The sequence below is a fragment of the Nocardia sp. NPDC060220 genome, assembly GCF_042727815.1.
GTDB lineage: Bacteria > Actinomycetota > Actinomycetes > Mycobacteriales > Mycobacteriaceae > Nocardia.
In genome coordinates, this window is the sequence record NZ_JBHWZY010000690.1 from 1 (window position 1) to 3772 (window position 3772).

General features: G+C 67.6%; 3 protein-coding genes. 1 reads left to right on the plus strand and 2 read right to left on the minus strand.

Annotated elements, in window-relative coordinates; all coding sequences use genetic code 11:
- A partial coding sequence (locus ACFWF3_RS27720; RefSeq protein WP_379316364.1) for a Clp protease N-terminal domain-containing protein occupies positions 1–1620 on the minus strand: 1620 nt, incomplete at its 3' end.
- 211 nt (positions 1621–1831) lie between these two features.
- Here ACFWF3_RS27720 and ACFWF3_RS27725 point away from each other — a divergent pair.
- Complete coding sequence (locus tag ACFWF3_RS27725; RefSeq protein WP_379316366.1) at positions 1832–2821, plus strand: NADP-dependent oxidoreductase; 990 nt, start codon at positions 1832–1834, stop codon at positions 2819–2821.
- A 104-nt stretch (positions 2822–2925) separates the two neighbouring features.
- Here ACFWF3_RS27725 and ACFWF3_RS27730 read toward each other — a convergent pair whose 3' ends face one another.
- On the minus strand, positions 2926–3684 hold the full coding sequence (locus tag ACFWF3_RS27730) for an ESX secretion-associated protein EspG (protein WP_378995856.1): 759 nt from the start codon (positions 3682–3684) through the stop codon (positions 2926–2928).
- Positions 3685–3772 lie beyond the last annotated feature (88 nt).

The following is a 3772-nucleotide window of genomic DNA, read 5'->3' on the forward strand; positions in this document are numbered from 1 at the left end:
GTCGTCGGGAGTCACCTCCTCGTTGAGCATCACGTCACCGTCGGACGCTCCGGCACTGGCCTTCTCGGCGTCGGCGAGTTCCTTCTCCAAGTCGGGAATGCGCTTGTAGCGCAGCTCGGCGACCTTGCCGAGATCGCCGTCGCGCTCGGCCCGCTCGGACTCGCCGCGCATGGCCTCCAGCCGCTCCTTGAGCCCGCGCGCCGAATCGAGCGCGTTCTTCTCGTTCTGCCAGCGGGTGGTGAGCTGGCTGAGCTTCTCGCGGTCGTCGGCCAATTCCTGGCGCAGCTTCTCCAGCCGCTGCTTGGACGCGGCGTCGGTCTCCTTCTCGAGCGCCACCTCTTCGATCTCGAGGCGCCGCACCGCCCGCTCGATCTCGTCGATCTCGACGGGCCGCGAGTCGATTTCCATCCGCAGCCGCGAAGCCGATTCGTCGATCAGGTCGATCGCCTTGTCGGGCAGAAATCGCGAGGTGATGTAGCGGTCCGAGAGCGTCGCGGCCGCCACCAGCGCGGAGTCGGTGATCCGCACGCCGTGGTGCACCTCGTAGCGCTCCTTGATGCCGCGCAGGATGCCGATGGTGTCGGCCACCGACGGCTCGCCGACCAGCACCTGCTGGAATCGCCGCTCGAGCGCGGCGTCCTTCTCGATGTACTTGCGGTACTCGTCGAGGGTGGTCGCGCCGACCAGGCGCAGCTCACCGCGGGCCAGCAACGGCTTGATCATGTTGCCCGCGTCCATCGCCGAGTCGCCGGTGCCGCCCGCACCGACGATGGTGTGCAGCTCGTCGATGAAGGTGATGATCTCGCCCGCGCTGTTCTTGATGTCGTCGAGCACGGCCTTGAGCCGCTCCTCGAATTCACCGCGATACTTCGCGCCCGCCACCATCGCGCCGAGGTCGAGCGAGACAACCTTCTTGTTGCGCAACGACTCCGGCACATCACCTTCGATGATGCGCCGCGCCAGCCCTTCGACGATGGCGGTCTTGCCGACGCCGGGTTCGCCGATGAGGACGGGATTGTTCTTGGTGCGCCTGCTCAGTACCTGCACCACGCGCCGGATCTCGGTGTCGCGCCCGATCACCGGGTCGAGTTTGCCCGCGCGCGCCAGCTCGGTGAGGTCTGTGGAGTACTTCTCGAGCGCCTGGTAGCTGGCTTCCGGATCGGCACTGGTGACCCGGCCGCTGCCGCCGCGGACCGCGGTGAACGCGTCGCGCAGGGCCTCCGGGGTTGCGCCGTGCTTGCGTAGCAGCTGAGCGACATCCGAATCACCTTCAGCCAACCCGACCAGCAGGTTTTCGGTGGAGACGAACTCATCGCCGAGCTCGGTGGCGAGCTGCTGGGCGGCGGTCATCGCGGCGAGGACCTCACGGCCCAATTGCGGTTTGGTGGTGGCGCCGGTGGCACGCGGCAGGCGGTCGACGAGGGCACCTGCCTCACGTTCGACTGTCGCCGGATCGACCCCGATGGCCTTGAGCAACGGTGCGGCGATGCCGTCGGTTTGATCCAGCAACGCCACCAGCAAGTGTGCCGGACGGATCTCCGGATTGCCCGCCGCCGCGGCGGCCTGAAGGGCGGTGTTGAATGCCGCCTGCGTCTTGGTGGTGGGATTGAACGAGTCCACGAATCTCCCTTGTGTGTGTCCGGTATCGACTTGTTCAACGCTCACAAAGTTGAGTCTGTTCCGCTCAACTACAAAAAATTTCACCGACTGCGAATCCGCGCTTCACGGTACGCCGCGACACCACCGAAGACGACCAATCACCGCATGTCGAACGGCTATCCGCCTAGGATTGCGATGCCCGGCTCACCCCCGATGCGAGGAGTTCACCCCCATGCGCGCGATCGTGGTTCAGAAGTTCGGCGCCACACCCGAGCTCGCCGATGTCCCGGTACCCGACGCGGGTCCCGGCGAGGTGCAAGTGGCGCTCGACGCGGCCGGGGTCAACCCGTTCGACCTGAAAATGGCCGACGGCATCCTGGAGGGCAAGATGCCCACCGACTTCCCGATGATCCTCGGCGTCGACGGCGCGGGCACCGTCTCGGCGATCGGCACGGGCGTCACCAAGTTCAAGGTCGGCGACAAGGTGGTCGGCAAATTCCTGACCGCGCCTGCGGGACACGGCAGTTGGGCGCAGTACGCCACGGTCCCCGAGGACGCGACCCTCGTCCCCATCCCCGACGGCGTCACCACGGTGGCCGCGGCGGCGCTGCCGGTCGCCGGCGTGACGGCCCAGGATCTGGTGGACGCCGCGCACATCCAGCCCGGCCAGACAGTGCTGATCGTCGGCGCGACCGGCGGTGTGGGTTCCTTCCTCGTCCAGCTGGCCAATATCGCCGGCGGCCATGTGATCGCGACCGCCCGCGGCGACGCCACCGACCAGGTCGCGCGCCTCGGCGCGGCCGAGACTGTCGACTACACCCAGATCCGCCCCGCCGACCCGAATGTCGACGATCCGGACCCGGCCACCCGCCAGGACTCGAGCATCACCGACGCCGTGCGCTTCACCCACCCCGACGGCATCGACGTCCTGTTCGACCTGGTCAGCTCAGCAGGCGATTTCGCCTCGCACGCCACGCTCGTCCGGCGCGGCGGACACGCCTACTCGACGATCTGGGCAGCCGACGAAGCCATATTGCGCGACCGCGACATCACCGGCGGAAACTTCGAATCCAAAGGCCGCTCACCAGAATTGAGCCGCTTGCTTTCTCGGGTATCCGCCGGTGATGTGGTGGTGCCGGTGCAGATGACGGTCCCACTGGAGGCCGCTCCCGCCGTCCTCGGCCAGGGCAGCGCACGCGGAAAAACCGTCCTCGCCATCTGATCCACGGGCGTCCGACAGCTTCCTGGCGTTTGGTAGTGCGGCCATATCCAACGCGCACTTCGCGAAGCGACGGCGGCGATGCGACCCGGTCGGCGCTGACCGGCTCAGCGGGGGAGGTACGTGCCGGTGCGGGCCTTGGTGGCCGTGGTGGTGAGGATGGTGGCGAGGGTGGACTGGATTCGGGTGGGGGTGGTGGGTTTGGCGATGAAGGTGGTTTCGCCGTAGAAGACGTAGCGGCCGTCGCCGGGGATGTCGTGGAGTTGGAAGTCGTCGCGGCCTTCGGTGTGGCGGTTGTCGACGCTGCCGTGGGCGTAGACGCCGATGTGGGTGAGGGTGGTGGTGGGTTTGGCCAGGAAAGATTCGAGTTGTTCCCGGGGGGTGGGGTTCCAGCGGTCGCGGACGTGCGGGCGAGGGGCCGCGAGTTCCGCTGCGGTGACGCGGATTTCGCGGCCCTTGCCGGGCGCGACTTTGGGGAGGGTGGACAGGACGGCGGCGGCCAGTGCGTCCGGGTCGAAAAGGTGGAGGGTGATGTCGCCGGGGTTGGTCTCGTCGCCGGGGGCTTGGACGGCGAGGGAAGCGTAGGTATCGCGGGCGCCGCCGTGGGCCCGGATCGTTTTGACGCCCTTGGACGCTCCCGCCACTTCGACGCGGGCATGTGGGGCGAGCAGCGCGGCCATGGCGCGGTCGAGATCACTGTCGAACTCGGCCATCAGGTTCTCCGCGGCCTTGCTGCGCAGGCGCAGGACCTCGGCGTGGGTTTCGACGTCGGTATGGCGGTGATGCAGCGGGTACGGGAGGACGTCGCGGCCCGCGGCTTCCCACAGGGTGCGGAAATCTAACGCGGTGAAATGCCAGGTACGCACGGGAGATCTACTCTGTTCCATCAGGATCGGCGACTAGTCGGCGCCGATGACCGGCGGGACCATCTTGGGCAGGGTGTCCAGACCGGTG

Excerpts from the sequence above, each read along its gene's own strand:
- ACFWF3_RS27725 (WP_379316366.1), top strand. The coding sequence starts at position 1,832 with ATGCGCGCGATCGTGGTTCAGAAGTTCGGCGCCACACCCGAGCTCGCC.